16 protein-coding genes and 1 tRNA gene are annotated in these 20,089 nt (G+C 41.6%); 7 read left to right on the top strand and 10 right to left on the bottom strand.

Features of this window, described 5'->3' with window-relative positions; genetic code table 11:
• Positions 1-2: 2 nt before the first annotated feature.
• The 3 genes from kaiC to LQ227_RS23525 all read right to left on the bottom strand — a co-directional run bounded on the left by kaiC (position 3) and on the right by LQ227_RS23525 (position 2,386).
• Complete coding sequence (kaiC, locus tag LQ227_RS23535; protein WP_230151411.1) at positions 3-1,748, bottom strand: circadian clock protein KaiC; 1,746 nt, start codon at positions 1,746-1,748, stop codon at positions 3-5.
• Between the two features lie 279 nt (positions 1,749-2,027).
• Positions 2,028-2,216: a hypothetical protein gene (locus LQ227_RS23530; RefSeq protein WP_230151409.1), complete on the bottom strand. Its 189-nt coding sequence runs from the start codon at positions 2,214-2,216 to the stop codon at positions 2,028-2,030.
• 93 nt (positions 2,217-2,309) lie between these two features.
• A tRNA-Pro gene (locus LQ227_RS23525) sits at positions 2,310-2,386 on the bottom strand.
• A 165-nt stretch (positions 2,387-2,551) separates the two neighbouring features.
• On the opposite strand from LQ227_RS23525, the gene LQ227_RS23520 reads away from it, so the two are divergent.
• Positions 2,552-3,058 carry an ankyrin repeat domain-containing protein gene (locus LQ227_RS23520; RefSeq protein WP_230151407.1) on the top strand — a complete coding sequence of 169 codons (507 nt, stop codon included), beginning with the start codon at positions 2,552-2,554 and terminating at the stop codon, positions 3,056-3,058.
• Here the strand turns inward: LQ227_RS23520 and LQ227_RS23515 are convergent.
• Positions 3,036-3,641 carry a hypothetical protein gene (locus tag LQ227_RS23515; RefSeq protein WP_230151404.1) on the bottom strand — a complete coding sequence of 202 codons (606 nt, stop codon included), beginning with the start codon at positions 3,639-3,641 and terminating at the stop codon, positions 3,036-3,038. The genes LQ227_RS23520 and LQ227_RS23515 overlap by 23 nt on opposite strands.
• A gap of 52 nt (positions 3,642-3,693) precedes the next feature.
• The gene (locus tag LQ227_RS23510) at positions 3,694-5,886 is read right to left on the bottom strand and encodes a catalase (protein ID WP_230151401.1); all 2,193 of its coding nucleotides are present in this window, start codon (positions 5,884-5,886) and stop codon (positions 3,694-3,696) included.
• Between the two features lie 388 nt (positions 5,887-6,274).
• Here LQ227_RS23510 and LQ227_RS23505 point away from each other — a divergent pair, with 388 nt between their 5' ends.
• The gene (locus tag LQ227_RS23505) at positions 6,275-7,258 is read left to right on the top strand and encodes an SDR family oxidoreductase (protein WP_230151398.1); all 984 of its coding nucleotides are present in this window, start codon (positions 6,275-6,277) and stop codon (positions 7,256-7,258) included.
• 16 nt (positions 7,259-7,274) lie between these two features.
• On the opposite strand, the gene treY is transcribed toward LQ227_RS23505, so the two are convergent.
• From treY to LQ227_RS23485, 4 genes are all read right to left on the bottom strand, one after another.
• Positions 7,275-11,327: a malto-oligosyltrehalose synthase gene (treY, locus tag LQ227_RS23500; RefSeq protein ID WP_230151396.1), complete on the bottom strand. Its 4,053-nt coding sequence runs from the start codon at positions 11,325-11,327 to the stop codon at positions 7,275-7,277.
• On the bottom strand, positions 11,320-13,179 hold the full coding sequence (gene treZ, locus LQ227_RS23495; protein ID WP_230151393.1) for a malto-oligosyltrehalose trehalohydrolase: 1,860 nt from the start codon (positions 13,177-13,179) through the stop codon (positions 11,320-11,322). The genes treY and treZ overlap by 8 nt, the downstream gene beginning before the upstream one ends.
• A 98-nt stretch (positions 13,180-13,277) precedes the next feature.
• On the bottom strand, positions 13,278-14,087 hold the full coding sequence (locus LQ227_RS23490; protein WP_230151391.1) for an SDR family oxidoreductase: 810 nt from the start codon (positions 14,085-14,087) through the stop codon (positions 13,278-13,280).
• Between the two features lie 27 nt (positions 14,088-14,114).
• Positions 14,115-14,303: a hypothetical protein gene (locus LQ227_RS23485; RefSeq protein WP_230151387.1), complete on the bottom strand. Its 189-nt coding sequence runs from the start codon at positions 14,301-14,303 to the stop codon at positions 14,115-14,117.
• A 324-nt stretch (positions 14,304-14,627) separates the two neighbouring features.
• Here LQ227_RS23485 and LQ227_RS23480 point away from each other — a divergent pair, with 324 nt between their 5' ends.
• Positions 14,628-15,107 carry a low affinity iron permease family protein gene (locus LQ227_RS23480; RefSeq protein ID WP_230145324.1) on the top strand — a complete coding sequence of 160 codons (480 nt, stop codon included), beginning with the start codon at positions 14,628-14,630 and terminating at the stop codon, positions 15,105-15,107.
• 140 nt (positions 15,108-15,247) lie between these two features.
• Here LQ227_RS23480 and LQ227_RS23475 read toward each other — a convergent pair whose 3' ends face one another.
• On the bottom strand, positions 15,248-16,315 hold the full coding sequence (locus LQ227_RS23475) for a PAS domain-containing sensor histidine kinase (protein ID WP_230151385.1): 1,068 nt from the start codon (positions 16,313-16,315) through the stop codon (positions 15,248-15,250).
• Between the two features lie 443 nt (positions 16,316-16,758).
• Here LQ227_RS23475 and LQ227_RS23470 point away from each other — a divergent pair, with 443 nt between their 5' ends.
• The 4 genes from LQ227_RS23470 (at position 16,759) to LQ227_RS23455 (ending at position 19,855) form a co-directional block, all read left to right on the top strand.
• On the top strand, positions 16,759-17,115 hold the full coding sequence (locus LQ227_RS23470; protein WP_230145321.1) for a PleD family two-component system response regulator: 357 nt from the start codon (positions 16,759-16,761) through the stop codon (positions 17,113-17,115).
• A 404-nt stretch (positions 17,116-17,519) separates the two neighbouring features.
• Complete coding sequence (locus tag LQ227_RS23465) at positions 17,520-18,527, top strand: SDR family oxidoreductase (protein WP_230145320.1); 1,008 nt, start codon at positions 17,520-17,522, stop codon at positions 18,525-18,527.
• A 282-nt stretch (positions 18,528-18,809) separates the two neighbouring features.
• Entirely contained in the window at positions 18,810-19,172 is a 363-nt protein-coding gene (locus tag LQ227_RS23460; protein ID WP_230145319.1) for a response regulator, read from the top strand.
• Positions 19,173-19,348: 176 nt separating this feature from the next.
• A complete protein-coding gene (locus LQ227_RS23455) occupies positions 19,349-19,855 on the top strand; it encodes an RNA polymerase sigma factor (RefSeq protein ID WP_230145318.1) in 507 nt (168 codons plus the stop codon).
• Positions 19,856-20,089 lie beyond the last annotated feature (234 nt).

Here is a 20,089-nt window from a genome sequence, read left to right as displayed (position 1 = left end):
ATTTATTTGTTTTTGTTTACGTTTTTTTCTTTCCGACTATCATCTCCCCTGCGCAGATCGGCAATTTTGCTTATCGTTTCGCCCATGATCTGTTTTTTTAAAGCCTCCTCCACATAAACTTTATTGAGTTCCTCTTCTGCTGATTCATATTCTGATCTTAGACTTTCAATCTTTGATTCTAAAATTTTCCGTTTGCGTTCGAGTTCACGGTCCTTACGGCTGACAGCCTGGGCGTGGATGACCTCGCCGGTCTGCTCCATAAGCATTCTTGCCTCCCGCGCCGAGCCGGTTAGCACGCCATCCTCGGTCAGATATACATCCACCAGATCTAATCCCTTATCTGTAATCACAAATTCGCGTATCTGGTTTGAATGTTTCATTCCCCGGGATTTCATGATATACAATCCACGGTTCCGCTCACCATTACTCTCGATATCACGGATCAAAAGCCAGGCATCAACAAGCGAAGAAACTCCTTCATCGGTTTGTTCGTTAACTATATTATTAAGGGTAAGGGCTGTAAACATGACCGTGATCTGTTCAGCCTGCAGAAAATCGATCAGGCGTACAAGCATGGTTTTCACGTCGCTAACCGATCCTATTGTGATCAGGTTGGTAATCGGGTCGAGTATAACAACAGATGGCCTGGACTTTTTGATCGCCTTATGGATCGCCACCAGATGCATCTCCAGTCCGTACAAGGTAGGCCGTGAGGCGTAAAACTCAAGCGTTCCATCCTTAAGGTGTTTTTGAAGATCTATGCCTATAGAACGCATGTTTCTGATGATCTGTTTTGGGGATTCTTCGAAAGCAAAGAAAAGGCATTTCTCTCCCCTAAGGCAGGCCGCATTGGCGAAGGTTGCTGCTATACTGGTTTTGCCCGTACCGGCCGTCCCTGAAACCAGAATACTGCTCCCTTTATAAAAGCCAGAATTTCCCAGCATTTTATCCAGCGAAGCAATACCTGAGGGCAAGCTTTTTGTGGAAACCTCATGATTCAGCTGCAGAGAGGTAACAGGAAGCACTGAGATGCCCTCATCGTCGATCAGAAAGGGATATTCATTGGTTCCGTGGACCGATCCCCGGTACTTTACAACCCTGAGCCTCCTGGTGGAGATTTGGTTGATAATCCTGTGGTCAAGTAAAATAACACAGTCTGACACGTACTCTTCAAGGCCCTGACGGGTAAGTCCATTTCCTCCACGTTCACCTGTTATGACCGCCGTAACGCCCTTCGATTTTAGAAACTGAAAAAGTCTCCTGATCTCTGCCCGCAGCACTGCCGTATTATTTAGTCCCGAGAAAAGGTTCTCGATGGTATCAAGTGCTACTCTTTTTGCGCCTATACTGTCAATTGCGTATCCCAGTCGGATAAAAAGTCCCTCCAGATCGTACTCTCCGGTCTCCTCAATTTCTGCACGGTCAATGTGCACGTAATCCAACCTTATCTTTTTATCCTTTTCTAATTGTTCCAGATCAAATCCAAGTGATGCTACATTCGCTTTAAGTTCCTCGGCCTTTTCCTCAAAAGCCATAAATACGCCAGGTTCACCGTAATCCATGGCTCCTTTTACAATGAACTCTATGGAAAAAAGTGTTTTTCCAGAACCGGCCTCACCACAAACAAGTGTAGGTCTTCCCGAGGGCAGCCCGCCTAATGTAATCTCATCAAGTCCGGAAATACCGGTAAGTGTTTTAGGAATTGTACCAGCTGAGCGCGTTTCCTGTTGATTTTTTGATTTAGCCATTTATTTTTTAACGCTTAAATCTATTAGATAATAGTAATATTGATCAATTCTTTTCAAACAAACAGGGAATGTTAAAAAATGTTTGCAATAAGGAAATATATCGCCCACCGAAAATACTTTTTTTAACCTGGGCAACAGCCATGCATCCGTTATAAGCCAACAAAAAAACAGAGAAAATCTTACACTTGTCCGTTCATCCGACATCACAGGTTATTCCTCAGCTATACGGCAGAACATATAAAAAGCGGGCATGCCATACCGCTGCCCGCTTTTAAGGTGCTAGGCATTTCCGCCTGCATTCCCGGCAAGATCTCCGCCAACATCATCTTCATCATCAATTTCACCGGTAAGCCCCCGTTGAACCTCGTTATCATCGGCTTCTTTTTCTTCGTTGGGACTTATCCGCGACTGTTCATTGCCGTTTTCATCTTCGTTGTCTTCTTCTTTTGGATCGATGTAATTTTTCATAGTATCTGTTTTTATTGTAAAACAGATACTTTCTAACTATAGTTTCAAAAAAATTAGCAAAAGCGGCACCAAATATGTTTCCTGCTCAATTGCTGGTCGGGATAGGAAGATTCGAACTTCCGACCTCCAGCACCCCATGCTGGCGCGATACCTGGCTACGCTATATCCCGTTTGCTGAATTCCCTTTATGGGACACAAAAATTGATACAAAGATATATCACATTGCGCTTTTGGCAGAAAAATTTTAAAAAAATTTTGAAGGATTATTGATTTTTAAACGGAAAATGAGCAGCGCTTTCCCTTAAACTTTTTAACAATGCAGATGTTATATAAAAATGGAAAACATAGAAGAACTCATTATACCTGCTGCAAGAAAAGGCGATACCGAGGTTTTAAAAGAATTAATACGCAGAGGAGCGAATATAAATTTTCAGGACGATAAAGGTTATACCGCTTTGATTATTGCCTGCTACAACAACCAGCTGGAAGCGGCAGCATACCTGATTGCTTCGGGAGCAGACTTAAATCTTGGAGATCATGGAGGCAACACAGCTTTAATGGGTGCAGCATTTAAAGGCTATACCGATATTGCAAAACTATTGATTGAAAGTGGGGCAGACATTAATCTTCAGCATGGAAACGGCGGGACTGCATTGATGTTTGCCGCAATGTTTGGCCGCAATGAGGTTTTAAAACTACTTTTAGACCATGGCGCTGAAACCAGGCTCAAGGATATCAGGGGACAGCATGCATTAGATCTGGCCATTTTACAGGGGAACGAAGCTGGAGCAGAACTACTTGAATTATACAGTAAAAATGCTAATCTTGCAAAAGCGCCTTGACCAGCCCTTTCCACTGGGGATATGAAAAACCCAGTTTGGCCGCCATACCCACCATAAAATTCCTTCCCTTATCATAAAGGCTGCCATTATCCGTATTTGGAACTTCATTTCTAGCATGTTCTTCGGCACTAACAGATCGTCCGCTCTGTGTAACGATAAAGCTTGATGTAGCCTCACTTTTTAAAAAGTGGGCCGTTTCCTTTTTTCGTGACAAGGGGTGCGCGCAAGGCCTTACCCTCATGGATAATGTCTGCTTTTCACCGTCGCTTTCGGTAATAATCTCCTCGATTTGAACCCAATCATAGCCCATTCCAGCCTGGGTTCCAGGACCAGGAATATCGATTCTAATATAATCATTTAACTGCGCCTGCCTTTCTGCGCGGATGCCCTGAGGATCGATTAATTGGAATGCGGATATGCCTGCATAACGTCCCCATTCGTTTACAGACAATAATCTGGTACACGCCCGTTCAAAAACCTGTACCGCTTCTGCCAGGGTGCTACAGTCCCTGCGCTCTATTACATCCATCTTGCTGCCTGTATATTGGGCAGGTACGGCTTCTAAGTTGTTTTTATTTTCCATAGCGAATAAATTTGGTGAAGGCCAACAGCCTTCACCTGGTTTGTACCTTAAACTATGCTGGTATTTTTCTTTGAATTTCACGGTCCCAAAAGCGGTGCAGGGCAATCATTTCTGCAAAAGTCTTTGTAAGGGCATCAAGATCCTCAGTAATCAAAATACCTTCACTTAATGCCGTACCGTCTGCGTATTCTGCTGGTAGCTTTTTAGCGAAATAAGTAGATTCCAATACCTGGAGCGCCTGTTTGTCGGCAGCAATTGCCTTACAATGTTTGAAAGCCTCATTTAAGAAATGAATGGCATTGGCTTCTCCACTAAGTGCATTAACTGAATTAGCACCCCCAGGCACATATACTGCATCATAAAGAACGGATGCTGCTGTTAAAAGACTTTCATCCACTGCAATATTTTTACCACCTGCAGAAATAATTTCGCCCAACCTTGGCGCTATAATATGCACCACCGCTCCTTGTGCAACAAGGAAATCTTTAACTTTGCTAAGTGCCTGTTCATTTACTCCATCTGCCGCAAGTATTGCAATTTTTCTTGACCTGATGGTATCTTTGATCGTTGTGGCCATACTTAGCGCTACAGACCTTGCAAGGCTTCCTTTAGGGTTTACAGAAGCATAATCTTTCCTTTTGCCATCAGCTGGCAAGCTATTGTTAAGGTCTGCCAAAGGGATTTTTGGAATCTGCAAACCTAATGCCTGCGCAACTGCCCCAGCCAGGCCCTTATCTATCTGAATTAATACAGCCAGCATACGCTCCCTTACAGGAATGGCCTTTACTTTGCCGAGTTCAAAACTAAGGGCATCGATAAGGTGGTTCTTTTCGGCATTGCTCTGTGAATTGAAGAACAAGCGGGCCTGCGAAAAATGATCAAAAAAACTTCTGCTCCTTGCCCGGATCTTTCTGGCATCAATTGCTTCATTATGACTTACAAAGCCACCTTGTGCAGCCGGTACCTGCCTTGGGTCGTTTGCGGCGAGTCCGTTCGGACCATAACTGGTTTTACCCCTGTTGATTGTTTGGCGCATATGGCCATCGCGTTGGTTATTATGCACGGGAATTACAGGTCTGTTAATCGGGATTTCATGAAAATTTGGTCCTCCCAATCGGATTAGCTGGGTATCGGTATAAGAGAACAATCTGCCCTGCAATAGCGGGTCATTAGTAAAATCGATACCCGGTACTACATGGCCAACATGGAAAGCAACTTGCTCCGTTTCCGCGAAAAAGTTATCGGGATTTCTGTTCAGTGTCATCTTACCAATGCGCTGTACGGGAACAAGTTCTTCAGGAATCAATTTGGTAGGATCCAAAAGATCAAATTCAAACTTAAACTCATCAGCTTCAGGAACGATCTGCACGCCAAGTTCCCATTCTGGAAAAGCGCCGGCCTCAATGGCATCCCAAAGGTCCCTTCTATGAAAATCGGGGTCTTTGCCCGAAATATTCTGTGCCTCATCCCAGGCTACCGAATGAACACCCAAAAGTGGCTTCCAGTGGAATTTCACAAAATTGGCTTCACCGTTGGCATTCACAAATCTAAAAGTATGTACGCCAAAACCCTCCATCATGCGGTAGCTCCTTGGTATGGCACGATCACTCATCAGCCACATAATCATATGCGACGACTCTGGCATTTGAGAAATAAAATCCCAGAAAGTATCGTGAGCCGAAGCGGCCTGTGGCATTTCATTATCAGGCTCTGGTTTTACTGCATGGACAAGATCTGGAAATTTAACCGCATCCTGGATGAAAAACACTGGCATGTTATTGCCCACAAGATCAAAATTCCCTTCCTGGGTATAAAATTTTACAGCAAAACCCCTTACATCACGAGCCAGATCTGTCGATCCCCTGGAGCCTGCTACGGTTGAAAACCTAACAAACACCGGAGTTTCTGCTCCCGGATCGCATAAAAATGCAGCCCTGGTTAAGTTAGACATGTCTTCGTATACCTTAAAAACACCATGTGCAGCAGAACCCCTGGCATGCACTACCCTTTCGGGTATGCGTTCATGATCGAAATGTGTAATTTTTTCCCGGAGGATAAAATCCTCTAAAAGTGTTGCGCCTCTTTCTCCGGCTTTGAGCGAATTCTGATCATCGTTAATTTTGACCCCATGGTTAGTTGTTAGAAATTCGCCTGTCGAATCTGCAACAAATGATTCCAGTTTGGCCGTCTTACCATTTTCTGGCTGGGCAGGTTTATTTTTTCCTTTTGGTGTTTTCTTGTCCATAGTTTTTTTAGCTTAAGCCTCTTTTTGGGCTGTTAACATTTAATTTTTTTCTGCGATTAATGCATTACTGGTTGAGGGAAAAACTATCGGCCATGTGCCGTCTGCACGGACAAAGTTTATCTTTGCCAATGTATTTTCGTCAACAATCTCTATAATATGGTTCCGCAGTTGAGGAAAAAAGAAACAATAGCGAGCAAAATGAAGACCTGATTTTTCATAAGATATTTTTTACGGCACCGGATGTATTTTCGATAGCATATAGAGAACCTGCAAAAACAATAAATGGTTTTAACAATTTGCTCTAGCCTCTTCCGTATCAACTCGTTGGCCTCAAATCCCGATAAAGAATATCAAAAAACATTTTTTGGGCAGAATGGGTTGTACAATAATGATGAAGGAAAAAAGAACGGTTGTAATTACAGGCGCTTCGAGCGGTGCCGGCAAAGCAATGGCTACAGTATTTGCTCAGAATGGAGATAAATTGGTGATCTCTTCCCGCAATATGGACGAACTCACATCACTGGCCAAAGAATGTGAATTATTCGGTGTAGAAGTGTTAACAGTTGAAGCAGATGTATCCGATTATAAACAGGTCATTAATCTGGCAGCGGCGGCCGATAATTTTGGACCTGGAATAGATATCTGGATAAATAATGCCGGTGTACTTGCTATCGGCGAATTTGATGTTACACCAATGGAAGTTTCGGAGCAGGTGCTGCGCACTAATCTGCTTGGCTACATGAACGGAGCTCATGCTGTACTCCCATATTTTAAAAAACATGGATCAGGTATCATCATCAACAATATCTCTATTGGTGGCTTTCTTCCTGTACCTTACGGTGTGGCCTATTCTGCAAGCAAATTTGGTTTGAAGGGTTTTAGTGCAGCCCTTAAAACAGAATTATCCAGGTACCCCAATATTTATATCTGTGATGCCTTTCCGGCATTTTTAGATACACCAGGGATCCAGCATGCGGCAAATTATACCAGAAAAAGTTTAAAACCTGCACCTCCGGTATACGATCCGATGCGTGTTGCGCTAAGCATACTTAAACTTTCTAAGCAACCGAAACCACAAACGATGATTGGAAGTACTTCGATACTGCTCCGCCTATCTTATGCCATTTTTCCGGCAATTACAAGGGGTATAGCCGGAGCCGTGATACGTAGTTACTTAAAAAGTGCACCTGACATCGAAAAAACAAATGGCAATATTTTCTCTCCGCTTCCTTTTGGTAATGCCATACATGGCGGTTGGGGAATGCCTGGAAAACCTAAGGCGCACCGTAAATACCTGGCCGGCGGACTACTTCTCTTTGCGGGCGCAGTGCTTTTAACGGCCAAAAGTTTATCACAACTACCTAAGGGATAACCAGGTACTTTACAATTTAGCGGCCGTAAAGTTCGGTTTCTGATTTCAACCAGTTTATCGTTTTTTCGGTAATAAATCCTTCATCTACCCGCCATGCCCAGTTACCCGATGCTTTACCCGGCGTATTCATCTTAGCGGCATCACCCAACTGCATAATATCCTGCATGGGAATTATTGCAATTTCTGCAATTGAAGAATAGCAAAGCCTGATCATGGCCATATTAACATTCGTTTCATCAACCCTGGCACCAACATAGTTCGATAGCCGTTTTCGAAGCGCTTCATCTGTTTCATTTTTAAACCATCCCAAAGTTGTATTGTTGTCGTGCGTTCCGGTATAGACAATAAAATTCACTGAATCAAAATTGTGTGGAATATGGGGAGAAACGGCCAGGTCTTCGCCAAAGGCAAACTGTATTACTTTCATGCCGCGCAAGCCGAACTGTTTTCTTAAATGGACTACATCTTCGGTAATTTCGCCAAGATCTTCGGCAATAAAAGGAAGTTCGCCGAATTTTCCTTTCATAGATTTAAAAAATTTAGCGCCGGGCCCAGGTTGCCAGGTACCATTTACCGCATCATCAAGATCAGCTGCAACCTGCCAATAACTCGCAAAAGCCCTGAAATGATCCAGACGTACAAGGTCGTATATTTTACTGCTTTTTTTGAGCCGGTTCTTCCACCATTTAAATCCCTCATGCTCCATCCGCTCCCAATTGTATATCGGCATTCCCCACAACTGCCCTTTTTCATTAAAATAATCTGGTGGTACCGCCGCAACAACGGTTCTGTTTCCGTTTTTATCAAGGAGAAAATTTTGAGGTTCTGCCCATACTTCAACTGCATCGTAGTCCAGATAAAATGGAAGATCGCCAATCAATCTTATTCCCTTTTTATTTGCATAGGCCTTTAATTTGTACCATTGACGGTAAAAAATAAACTGGCTCCATTTTATTTCCTCAATCTCGGCAAGGTAGTTTTTTTCATATTCAGCAATTGCCTTTTTATTTTTAGACTTAAACTTTTCTGGCCAGTTAAACCATTCACTATTTTTATAAAACTGTTTTAAATGGGTATAAATAGAAAAATCAGTGAGCCAGCGCTCTTCAGCTTTACAAAACGCGTTGTAGCTTGCAATCAGTTTTTTGTTACCTATACCTTTAAAGCGCTGATAGGCCTTACTTAAAACACGCTGTTTCATTTCTGCTGTTTTTTCAAAATCAACTTGTGCTGTTATTGGTAATAGGAAAGCATCAAGGTCGCTTTTATTCAAAAGCCCATCTTCGAACAAAAATTCCGGACTAATGAGCATGGTATTTCCGGCCATAGCAGAACTGCTGGAATAAGGAGAATACCCGTTCTCCTTTTTTACCGGATTGAGCGGCAGAATCTGCCAATAGCTTTGCCGCGAAGCGTAAAGAAAATCTACAAATTTATAGGCATTGGGGCCCAGATCGCCGATACCAAAACTGGATGGTAAGGAACTGATGTGCATCAAAACCCCGGCAGAACGTTCGTTTTTTTTAGGGGTTAACCTGATTACCGCCAATTGAACTTCGTTGAACAGCTGGCTGATGAGTATACCCCTCTGTAACGGATCCTTAGCCCCTTTTTTCCCGGTAAGTAAATTTTCCCATGTTAAGGGTGCCTCTTGCGGTAAAATAATTGCAGTATCTTCCCAATCGAAATCGCTAACTGGTACATGCTGAATTTTACAGCATTTGGCAAAACCCAAGGGAACAACCGTTATTATCCAGTGGTGTTTGTACCTCCTTGCAAAAGCACAGATATGGTTACTATACTTACCTTCGACTGTTAAGGGTATATAGGTACCAAGTTCAAAAACATCAGCTTCGGATTTTCTGATCAATAGTAACGTTTTCGTTAACCACATTTTCAACTTTCCAGAAAACCTGTCTTCCCAAAGTTTTTTATAGTCAGCAGGTGTTTCTAGATCCTCCATCATTTTGGATCTGCTGCTATAATCAACAGGTCTTCTGTTATCAGGATCAACAAGGCTTAAATCCCATAATTCGGTTCCCTGATAAATATCCGGAACACCAGGGCAGGTAAATTTTAAAGTAAGCTGCGCTAAACTATTGATTATTGCAAAATCTGAAATCCGCTTCAAAAAGTCTTTGATCAATTTTCCACTTTCCAGCCTTTCGTTTAAAATAACCCGCGAAAACTTATTCAGTTTATGCTCGTAAACCTCATCCGGATTTGCCCAGTCTGATCGTTTTTTGGATTCCCGCAACGCTTTTACAATAAACTGTGCTAAACGGTTATCAATATCATGCTCATCATCTTTCAGAAAAGGCATGGCGCCGATAATGGTCTGCAGGAGCAGATAAACATCATTGTCGTGTAACTGTTTATAAGCTGGCACCTTATGCTGTAAACTGCTAAAAATACGCTTAAGTTGTTCAACCAGCAGGCTCCACTCCTCAGGAAGATCGCTAAGCACATTCAATCTGGCCCTTACATCCTCCCCTTTTTTGGTATCGTGGGTAGCACTCGCATTTATACTCAGTGGCCATTGCTGATGGCGATTCTGCATTTCATTATGAAACCAATCAACCGATACCCCGAATGCATCCGGAGCATCTCCAACTTCACTGTGACCTACAAAACGGTTGTAGGTAAACATCAGCGTATCTTCAACCCCCTTTGCCATTAACGGACCGGTAAACTGCATACAGCGTTGAAAAAACTGACCAACTTTTTGGCTATACGCAGGATCTGCATTTCGGGACTTTTCTAAAAATATGGTAGATAACAATTCACCTGCTTTACCCAGTTTTTTATCACCGACGAGCGGCATTAGCAGGCTGCTGATTTTCTTTTCATCGACTTCTGAAAGTGGGAAACTATAATTGTAATACCGATATACAGGCATGCGGATGAGGAGCCAGCCAAGCGCCTTTTTTAGTTCTGCGTTTTCTATAGAAAAAAAACCAGGCGGCTTAAGTGGCAAAAGCATTTCAAAAAGGTTATCCAATTCACCCTGCATATGTTTAAACAATATATTATGTTTTTTTTCATAGATCAGCTGAGATGGATCGAGTTTTTTTCCGGTTACCCGCTTATAAAGTCTGGTAAAAGGTTTCTCGGCCTGCCTATTGGTAAAAAGATTGTTTACCATTGCCATAAAATCATAACCGGTATTTCCCTGTACTTTCCAGTCACGCGGCATCTGTTCTCCCTGTTCCAGAATTTTTTCCACTACAATATAAATTTCCTTTCCAACTGACTTCCGGAGGTTTTGTAAATAACCTGCAGGATCATAAAGCCCATCTACATGGTCGATTCTCAATCCTTGAAAAACCCCTTTATCAATGAGTTCGAAAATATAGCGGTGATAAATATCGAATGTTTCCTGATGTTGCATGTTCAGGCAGATCAGACTATTGACTGTAAAAAACCTTCGGTAATTGATTTTATGATCGGTTTCCTGCCAATTACACAAGCGGTAATGTTGATCGTTGACAATCTGTTTTAAAACAGCTGTATTGCTGTTAACTTTCCTAAAATCGAGTAATGCCAGCATTTTATGCGTATCAGCATTAACGGGCCAATTGGTTTCACCATAACTGAGGTAATATTCGCCCTTAACTTTCTTGAGCTGTATTTTCTCCTGCATTATAGCTTCATCAAGCGCCTCACCTAAAAAAGGAACCATTAAGCGTCCATCGTCCTTTTCCAGGTCGATATCAAAAAACCTGGCAAAATCTGAGGTATTGCCTTTTTGAAGTACATCCATTAACCAGGTATTACCGGGATGAAAGGCCATGTGGTTGGGAACAATATCTTGAAGCCATCCAATTCCTGCTGCTTTAAGTTTTTTAGATACATTTAATAACTCTGCCTCAGTACCGATCTCAGGATTTATCTTTAATGGATTTATCACGTCATAACCGTGCATACTGCCCGGAACGGCTTCAAAAATGGGCGATGCGTACAATGTACTTATTCCCAATTCGGTTAGGTATGGGATAATACGATCAAGCGATTTCAGGTTAAAATCTTTGTGGAACTGAATGCGGTAAGTGGCGTTAGGTTTATACATCTTTTTTAGAAAGAATAAGAATTGATTCTGGAAATAGGGTAATTTGTTCACCAGGAGGTAAGCTGTTTATTTCGTCGTGTGGTTCATTCCAAACCAATGAGGAAGAGTTAAGCAACACGGCCCAATCTTGAATGGTTTCGCCAGTCGAAAGGTTTTGCTTTTGATCTGAAAAGTTAAACAGCATCATTATTTTTTGTGTGCCCTTCCACCGGTTTAACATTAAACATCTTTTTTCTGGGTAAGCTACTGCCTTAACGTTCTTTCGATCTAAATCTGCAAGCACCTCATTTTGCTTTCGGAGTGCAATCAATGTTTTGTAATAAGTCAACATTTTAAGGTTTAACGGCACTTGCAGTTTTTGCCAATCCAGTTTTGAATGCTGAAAAGTTGATTCGCTTTGTGGGTCGGGCACCCCATCATCTCCATGAAAAGCCGAAAACTCCGCTTTTCTGCCTTCTCTAACGGCTTCTACCAGATCGTGATCACTGTGACTTACAAAAAACTGGAAAGGATTTGTTTCCGCCCATTCCTCGCCCATAAATATCAGGGGTAAAAAAGGGCTGCAAAAAACGGCAGCAGCCATCACTTTTAACATTTCAAAGCTCAGCAATGTAGCAGTACGTTCGCCCAGCATGCGATTACCGACCTGATCATGATTTTGTGAGAAAACAACAAATTTATCACCTGGTACATCTCCTACGGGTTCGCCAAACTTTTTCTGCCTATGGGGTGAATATTGTCCATCGTACACATAAGCACTGTTAAAAGATTTAGCCAGATCAGCCACGTCGTTAAAATCTGAATAATAACCTTTTTGTTCCTGACCTGCACAAACCCTCAACGCATGATGAAATTCATCTATCCATTGGGCATCCATGCCATAGCCAAACTCCTTTTGCGGCCTGATAAAACGGCCGTCGTTCAGGTCAAGTTCAACAATCAGTTCATAAGTTCTGCCAGTTACCCGAGCAAGTTTTTCGGTATGCGATTTAATTTCTGCCAGAATATGAACAGGGCTAAAATCTTTAATTGCGTGTACCGCATCCAACCGAAGCGCATCGATGTGAAAATCCCTGAACCACATTAGCGCATTTTCGATATAGAAATCCCTTACCGCATCGCAGCCTGCATCATCAAAGTTAATGGCCTGCCCCCAGGGCGTATGGTATTTATCCGTAAAATATGGGCCGAAATCTGCAAAATAATTTCCTTCTGGTCCCACATGATTATAAACCACATCCAAGATTACGGCCAGTCCCTTCTCGTGGCAGGTGTTAACCAGGTGTTGTAATGCCAAAGGGCCACCATAGGTATTTTGTACGGCAAAAGGAAATACGCCATCATAACCCCAATTCCTGCCGCCCGAAAATTGTGCAACGGGCATAATCTCGATGGCGGTAATGCCGAGTTCAACAAGGTAATCGAGTTTTTTTTCGATGGCGGCAAAATCTCCTTCAGGTGTGAAAGTTCCGGTATGGAGTTCGTAAATGATGAAATCTTTCAGTGCAATTCCCTGCCAATTGTTATCCGTCCAAGGGAAACTTTTCAGATCAAAAGCTGTTGATACCCCCTGCGGTCCTTCGGCCTGGAGTAATGAGGCTGGATCTGAACGCACAAGTTCCTTCCCATCTTTACGGCTGCTGATTTTAAAGCTATAAGTTTCCAGTGGCTTGATCTGATCGGTTTGTAAATACCAATATCCATACTCCTCATTAAATAGATCAATAACCGCAGCGCTTTCTGTTATTAACACAGCAACCTGTTCTGCAAGCGGTGCCCAAACCCTTATTTCTGCCTGTCCGCTTTCGTTAAAATTTAATCCAATACTTCTTTTTTGTATATCTATTCCCATTAAAGCCCTTTTTTAGGAGAACAAAAAAAAACAGGCCAAAGTTTTGACGGATATTTATAAAAATATGCTATAATTTGCATAGGTCTTAAGGCAAGCTGTTATGGCGTATTGCGAGGCTTATCATCTACTGGCTCCTGCATTTTACCCATTTGTTCAGCTAATTTGCCATCAGGGGTAATATTGCCCACGGCTACCTGCAGTTTGTTTTTAAATCCTGATACGACCATGTCTTTTCCGTCCATCATCGCTTCATAACCATCTTTAGCTACCGCTGCAGGATCAGCTAATTCGCCTTCCTGTACTATTTTTGAATCCATCATATCAGCTTTTCTAAAAAAGTCGGTATCTGTGGGGCCAGGTAGTAGAGAGGTTATCGTAACTGGCGAATCTTTTATTTCTGCACGCACCGCTTCGTTAAAAGAGTGCACAAATGCTTTTGTACCATGGTAAACGGCCTGATAAGGCCCAGGCAATTTTCCTGCGATCGATGCAACATTCAAGATCTTCCCTGCTCCCCGTTTTACCATCTCCTTTAAATATAATTTGGTTAAGGTTACCAAAGAGGCAATGTTAAGCTGGATAATTTTTAATTCTTTACTTAGGTCGGTATCTATAAATTTGCCATAAACCCCTTGTCCGGCGTCATTTACCAATACATCGATCTGCACATTTTTTGTACGTATGTTTTCATACAGGTCAAAAGCCGCATCCCGTTCAGACAGGTCGGCGATCATGGTGATTACCTCAACTCCTTCCGCTTCAAAAATGGCTGCTGCACGTTTTAACCTTGCCTCTTCCCGGCCAACAATAATGAGGTTAAAACCATCTTTTGCAAAAAGTTTGGCCAGTTCATAGCCAATTCCGCTACTTGCACCGGTAATCAATGCAAAATGTTTTCTATTTTCCATGTTGTCGTATTTACTGTTTTAAAAAAATTAATTTTGATGAGGCGTTCCGCTATCTTCTGCGCGGTCTGTATCCGAATCCGATTTCGCTGCCTGTTTTGATAATTCCTTAGCAGAAGCCTCATCCTGATAAGCACTATCCGCATCACTTGCCTCAATCTGCGAATGTGGTACAATACAAACCCTATTTTCCTGCTGATCTGTTTTTTTGTTTTCCATAGTTTTAAGTTTAAACCTTCGAATTATTTTCTTCAAGAAGCACAACCTTCGTTTTAAAACTTGTGCTTCATTAAATAAACAAGGTAAAACTGCTACAGGTTTGATTTATTTAACAGTTAAGGTATGTGGTTACAATACTGCTTAACATCCGATTAAATGTTTCTAAGCAGGCACAGTATTATCATATTTTTAGCACCTTAAAAAAGGGATGGCCTGGGGATTTATGTCCCAAGGACAGCAAGAGAAAACAAAAAAGAAAACCATCTGAAATTTTCGCCTGTTTATATAAACAAAAACAAAGCCTTAGACTTAGTACTAAAGAATATGACAAACAAGCAAAACTTTTTTGAACGTATATCTGACAAGATTACCTATTGGACCGGAAGTGCAAGCGCCTTTACCATAGCTGTTGGCATTATTCTAATTTGGGGCATTAGCGGCCCTATTTTCGACTATTCGGATACCTGGCAACTGGTCATTAATACCGGAACAACAATTATTACTTTTTTAATGGTATTTCTGATCCAAAAAACCCAGAATAAAGATTCAAAGGCTATACAGTTAAAACTTAATGAGTTATTGGCGGCCAGCAGACATGCCAGTAACCGCATGGTCGATATTGAAGACCTCTCGGAGGCAGAACTTGATGTATTGCATAAATACTATGCGAAACTTTCTGATATGGCAGAAAAAGGAGAAGATATCCACCATTCCCATTCAATTGATTCTGCAAAAAAACTTTCAGAAGAAAAATTAACAGGTACGCCCAGGCTAGCTAAAAATAAAAAAAATGGTAAACCTTAGCCGTTTTTCCATATGTAATGATCTGAATTAACAATCGGGATGGGATTAAAAGCTCAGCTATTCTCAATAATAAGAGGCTAAAAGTTTGGTACTGCGCTTTGCATGCCCAAAAAGGTAAGTTACCTCATATTGGGAAGGGCTTATACTTTAGGTAGCTCAATATAAAACTTTGTTCCCTTGTTTTCTTCACTATCAAACCAGATTTTCCCTTTGTGCCATTCAACAATAGTTTTGATAATTGACATGCCAAGGCCTGTAGACTGTTCGCCGTTTAAACCGTTCCTGCGGGCATTGGTAAATTTCTCAAAAAGTGTAGCGTGATATTCTTTTGGAATTCCGATTCCGTTGTCGGCAACTGTAATTAGAATTTGTTTTTTGCTTTCTGTGAGATAGACGTCTATGTTGCCATTTTTGGGGGTAAATTTAAGTGAATTGGAAATCAGGTTATTGATCACCTGCATAAATTTATCTTCATCAATTTCAGCAAAAATACGCTCTTTACTTGAACGGCAGGAAAAAGTAATCTGCAAACCGTCCTGCATATCGAAATATTCCTGGGCAGCTAAGGAGATCTTGCTCACCAATTCTACCCTTTTTTTAACCAGTTGTACACCCGCCGTCTCAAGAAACTCCTGGTTCAGAAAGTCGCGAATTAATTTGAGGCTTTTTTTAGTGATCCTGTCTATCAACGCGATGTAACGATCAATAGACGGATCTTCAAATCTTCTGGCACCCTTTGCCAGCAGGTCTGAAATATTACCAATTGCACCTATAGGCCCAGCCAAATCATGTGCGAGAATATTAAGTATGGCATTTTTTTTACTATTGTGGTTATTGAGTACTTCGGCAATTTTCTTGTAATTGGTAACATCTTCAGCAATCCCAATCAAAAGATGTTGCCCGTTTTCACTGAGTAAATAAGGCGTTGTGCTCAACCAGCGCTCGTTATCAGAACGCTGTATCCTGCATTCAACATCGGTTACCGTATTCCCATCTGTACATTCTCTTAACTTGAAAAGTACATAACGCCGGTCTTCGGGATGTACCATATGCAATAAAAGCCTCGAACGTATGTCTATAGACGCTAAACCGAAGAAGGTCATGCAAGATGGGTTCATGTAGATAAATCTATCCTCGTTTAAATCGAATATAAAGAAAAGCCGGGGCGAACGCTCAGAAAGATATACAAGAAGATTTGAGATTTCCATTAAATTGATGAAACGTTATAATCCCATGGGGCGCTCCATTTACAATTTAATTATTTTTTTTAAGGTCTAAGTGTTAGGTGTATAATCGCAAATTATAGAAAAACAAAAAATGCCCACTATTGGCCAAATAACGCATAAAATGTGGTTTGCAACATTGTTTTTTCGCGTACTTAGCCCCTAAAAACAGGGATAAAATACAAAATCATAGCATACCTCAATAGGTAGCGAACTACGTAAGATACCGCAAAAACTACCCCTTTTTAGCTAAAAGCTATTAAAATAACCTTAAAAGCCGTAATTTAACCTTAAATCACAGCTATATGGAAAAGCACCCTTAAAATGCATTTAGACAAACCAGCGTTGCTGAACAACAACATTTAATTCCTGCGCTAAAGATCAGGGCCGGCAGTTTTTTTTGGATTTCATATTAAAATAAAACAATCATGTCAAAAATTCTTGTATTAGACGATGATCAGAGTAATGCCGATGTTATCCAAATGATATTGGAAGATCAGGCATTTATAGTTGTGAGTATTAACCATAGTGATGAGCTGCTGAGCACCATCAAAAATTTTCAGCCGGATTTGATCGTGATGGATATCCTGTTAGATAAAGGCGACGGTAGGGAGTTATGTAATGCCATAAAACGTAATATTGAAACCAGAAATATCCCCATTTTGTTAATAACGGCAATGCTTGAAGCGCAGGCCGAAAAGATTCCAAATATGGCTGATGGAATCATCTTTAAGCCATTCGACTATGTTAAACTTCACCGCAAGGTACGCCGGTTAATACATTGATTAATACCAACCATAAAAATCATGTGCAATAGCATAATAAAAGATAAGATAGATAAATCGCTATTGATTTAACGCAGCCGGATCTGTTGCAAGTAATCCAGTTTACCAGAGACAGATTACTAAAAATCGGCGTCATCTCGACTGGAGCAACGCGGAGTGGAGAGATCTTTAACTATGTTTAAAAGATCTCTCCACTGCGGTCGAGATGACGATTTATCTCAACCCCTCATCCGTGTTTACCTGTTTGCATCTGTGGTTAAAAGCGCTTAACTTAACGACATTGACGGAGACATGAACGGGCAGCGGCTCAAGTTATAAAGAGGAAAACCTGATGTAATAATTTCAAAAAAACCAAACCAACTAAAATCTGATCTGGTTATATATGAAGCAATTAAAACTTCATTATGGATAAGAAAAATAAAATCACCCGACGGGAGGCTATTGGCAGCCTCGGTATCGGACTGGCTGGTGTGGCCATATCTCCAAATTTAAATGCTGCGACTTTGATTCAGCAAAATGATGGCCCGAACAATGCTTTGGAAGATCCCACAACAAAATACCCACGCCCTCCTTTTAACCACCAAAACCAGCCCTGGCCGGCACTGGCCAGTAAAATGGTACCAAGGCCCGATCACGGCGAAAGCAGTTACAAAGGTTCAGGCAGGCTAGCTGGCAGAAAGGCTCTCATCACCGGTGGCGATTCGGGCATGGGTAGAGCGGCCGCAATTGCTTATGCCAGAGAAGGTGCCGATGTTGCTATAAACTATCTCCCACAAGAGGAACCTGATGCAAAAGAAGTAATTGAACTGATTAAAAAAGCTGGTCGTAAAGCTGTAGCCATTCCTGGTGATATCAGAAACGAAGCATTTTGTTCTAAACTGGTAGATACCGCTGTAAGCCAGCTTGGCGGCCTTGATATCCTCATTAGCAACGCTGCAAGGCAGCAAAGTACCCCATCACTGGCAGACTTAACCAGCGAACAGTTTGACTGGACGATCAAAACAAATATATACGCGCCATTTTGGATTATCAAAGCAGCATTGCCACATTTAAAACCGGGCTCATCAATCATTGGTACTACCTCTGTTCAGGCAACCGACCCCTCTCCTGATCTTTTTGATTACGCACAGACAAAGGCTGCTACTACAAATTTTGTGAAATCACTTGCCAAACAACTGGGTCCGAAGGGAATAAGGGTAAATGGAGTAGCACCCGGCCCCATTTGGACACCGTTACAGATGGGAGGAGGATCAACGCCCGAAAAACTTAAAGAATTTGGTAAAGATACACCTATGGGCAGGCCAGGCCAGCCAGCCGAACTGGCTTCCATTTATGTCCAGCTTGCCGCAAATGATGCCAGTTTTTCAACCGACCAGATTTATGGTGCTGCAGGCGGAAACGGACAACCTTAAAAAGGCAGGTTTATGAAACCGCTGGAAAAGCTGATCAAAAAGGATGAAAATCTGAATTTTCCAAAAGACGGATCGAGCAAACAGAATGGGTAATCGTTAACTGTGCCAGAAGCAGTATTAATAAGAATTGAAAAAGTAGATCATCGTTTAGCCAACCCCGTATTTCCCGCAAATCAATTACGCAAAATACGGATCTGACAACATCTTTAATACTATAAATCAGGTAGTTACCTCTGTACGATAATATCTAATTTTAATCTCAGTTCTCATATAACTGAGGTTATGCCCAAAAAGATTATCCTTATAGAAGATGACCCATCCAATCTTGATGCCTTAACGCTTGCCCTAACCTGCAACCATTATCAGGTCTTTGGTTTTTTAAATGGCCGGCAGATGATAGAAAACATCAGATCCATCATACCCGATATGATTATCATAGATATCATGCTCGGGTATGAAGACGGAAAAAAGTTATGCAGCATGATCAGGGAAACACCTGATATCAGCCATTTGCCTGTAATCCTTACCTCTGCCAACGGCAATATATCAGTAATAAGGGATTGTCAGGCAGATGCTTTTATTGAGAAACCGTTTGATATAAATGAAATGTATCGGCTAATCGAATCTCATATGCTGATCATGTAAGGGCAGAACAGGTATTCACGCTTCGCATACTTTCCAAAATCATCACATTCAACTGGCTAATAACAGGGTACTTTCCACTACCTGTGGTTTATACCCTCAAATTCAGGGCAGCCTAAAACCGCAGTGCCAAATGGTATATCCTTTGATGGATTTTATACACCTAAAAACATATACCTATGACACAGTACGAATTCTCACAAAACATCAGCCTCTATTCAGGGGCACTGCGCTCACACGCTTTGAAATTTACTAACGATCTTGATGATGCAAATGATCTGTTGCAGGATACTTTGGTAAAGGCTACACGTTTTGCTTCAAAATTTGATCAGGGTACCAATATAAAGGGTTGGCTATTTGTAATTATGCGCAATACCTTTATAAACACTTATCGCAAGCACCAAAGGCACCGCGACCATGTTGTACAGGTTGAAGAAATTTCATCGGTGCAGCTCGGTGGTAGTGCAACTTTAAACCAGGCGGAGAGCAAGTTTGCAATGGAAGACATTAAAAACGCTTTAAAAAGGTTACCCAAGGCCTATTCAGTACCCTTTATCAGATATTTTGAAGGTTATAAATACCAGGAAATCGCACTTGAGCTAGACATACCCGTTGGCACGGTAAAAACCCATATACACCAAGCCAGGCAACTGTTAAAAAAACAGCTCAAACAGTATAAAAAATAATTAACCAACGAGGCTGTATCGCAATGGCAACTTTCACCTCAAATGCTGTCATATTGTCCAAAGGACTCTTACGGAGCTTATCAAGATAATTTACAGGTCTTTCGACAAGCTACCATTTACAGATTCTAAACGAAAGGTCGTCATTGCGAGGAGGAACGACGAAGCAATCTTTCCTGCTAGTGATCTTTGCTATAAAGATTGCTTCGTCGGCTGAAAAAGCCTTCTCGCAATGAC

The organism is Pedobacter sp. Bi27 (assembly GCF_918698255.1).
In the GTDB taxonomy this organism is placed as follows: Bacteria; Bacteroidota; Bacteroidia; order Sphingobacteriales; family Sphingobacteriaceae; genus Pedobacter.
The sequence above is the reverse complement of the archived record's forward strand: the minus strand, read 5'-3'. Positions and strand labels throughout refer to the sequence as shown.

Coding starts and splice junctions, on each gene's coding strand:
- LQ227_RS23520 (WP_230151407.1), top strand. CDS start 2,552: ATGGAAAACATAGAAGAACTCATTATACCTGCTGCAAGAAAAGGCGAT.
- LQ227_RS23490 (WP_230151391.1), bottom strand. CDS start 14,087: ATGGAAAATAGAAAACATTTTGCATTGATTACCGGTGCAAGTAGCGGA.
- LQ227_RS23460 (WP_230145319.1), top strand. CDS start 18,810: ATGCCCAAAAAGATTATCCTTATAGAAGATGACCCATCCAATCTTGAT.
- LQ227_RS23465 (WP_230145320.1), top strand. CDS start 17,520: ATGGATAAGAAAAATAAAATCACCCGACGGGAGGCTATTGGCAGCCTC.
- LQ227_RS23485 (WP_230151387.1), bottom strand. CDS start 14,303: ATGGAAAACAAAAAAACAGATCAGCAGGAAAATAGGGTTTGTATTGTA.
- LQ227_RS23470 (WP_230145321.1), top strand. CDS start 16,759: ATGTCAAAAATTCTTGTATTAGACGATGATCAGAGTAATGCCGATGTT.
- LQ227_RS23515 (WP_230151404.1), bottom strand. CDS start 3,641: ATGGAAAATAAAAACAACTTAGAAGCCGTACCTGCCCAATATACAGGC.
- LQ227_RS23475 (WP_230151385.1), bottom strand. CDS start 16,315: ATGGAAATCTCAAATCTTCTTGTATATCTTTCTGAGCGTTCGCCCCGG.
- LQ227_RS23480 (WP_230145324.1), top strand. CDS start 14,628: ATGACAAACAAGCAAAACTTTTTTGAACGTATATCTGACAAGATTACC.
- kaiC (WP_230151411.1), bottom strand. CDS start 1,748: ATGGCTAAATCAAAAAATCAACAGGAAACGCGCTCAGCTGGTACAATT.
- LQ227_RS23510 (WP_230151401.1), bottom strand. CDS start 5,886: ATGGACAAGAAAACACCAAAAGGAAAAAATAAACCTGCCCAGCCAGAA.
- treY (WP_230151396.1), bottom strand. CDS start 11,327: ATGTATAAACCTAACGCCACTTACCGCATTCAGTTCCACAAAGATTTT.
- LQ227_RS23455 (WP_230145318.1), top strand. CDS start 19,349: ATGACACAGTACGAATTCTCACAAAACATCAGCCTCTATTCAGGGGCA.
- LQ227_RS23530 (WP_230151409.1), bottom strand. CDS start 2,216: ATGAAAAATTACATCGATCCAAAAGAAGAAGACAACGAAGATGAAAAC.
- LQ227_RS23505 (WP_230151398.1), top strand. CDS start 6,275: ATGATGAAGGAAAAAAGAACGGTTGTAATTACAGGCGCTTCGAGCGGT.
- treZ (WP_230151393.1), bottom strand. CDS start 13,179: ATGGGAATAGATATACAAAAAAGAAGTATTGGATTAAATTTTAACGAA.